Consider the following 326-nt stretch of genomic DNA (forward strand, 5'->3'; position numbering starts at 1 on the left):
TCTTGAAGCCGCATGCAACGTTGTGGGTATAAGCTCCAGAACGTATCAACGATGGACCGGACAGCCTGATATCAGGAAAGATGGACGACCAACTGCTGTTCGTCCTGAACCGGCCAATAAACTGACCAGCGAGGAGACTGAAAAAGTGCTAACTATCTGCCATGATCCAGAGTTTGCAAGCCTTCCGCCGGGACAGATTGTGCCCCGACTGGCAGACAATGGCACCTATATTGCCTCCGAGTCTACCTTTTACCGGATCCTGCATCAGGCAGGAGAGCAGCATCACCGGGGCCGCAGTAAGGTGCCCCGGCACAGCACTCCTCCCA

1 protein-coding gene is annotated in these 326 nt (G+C 54.9%); it reads left to right on the top strand.

Annotated features, from left to right (window positions below):
* On the top strand, positions 1-326 hold a 326-nt coding region (locus tag ACYQ2M_RS25420), incomplete at both ends, for a helix-turn-helix domain-containing protein (RefSeq protein WP_459919193.1).

This window comes from Desulfocicer niacini, from assembly GCF_054657595.1.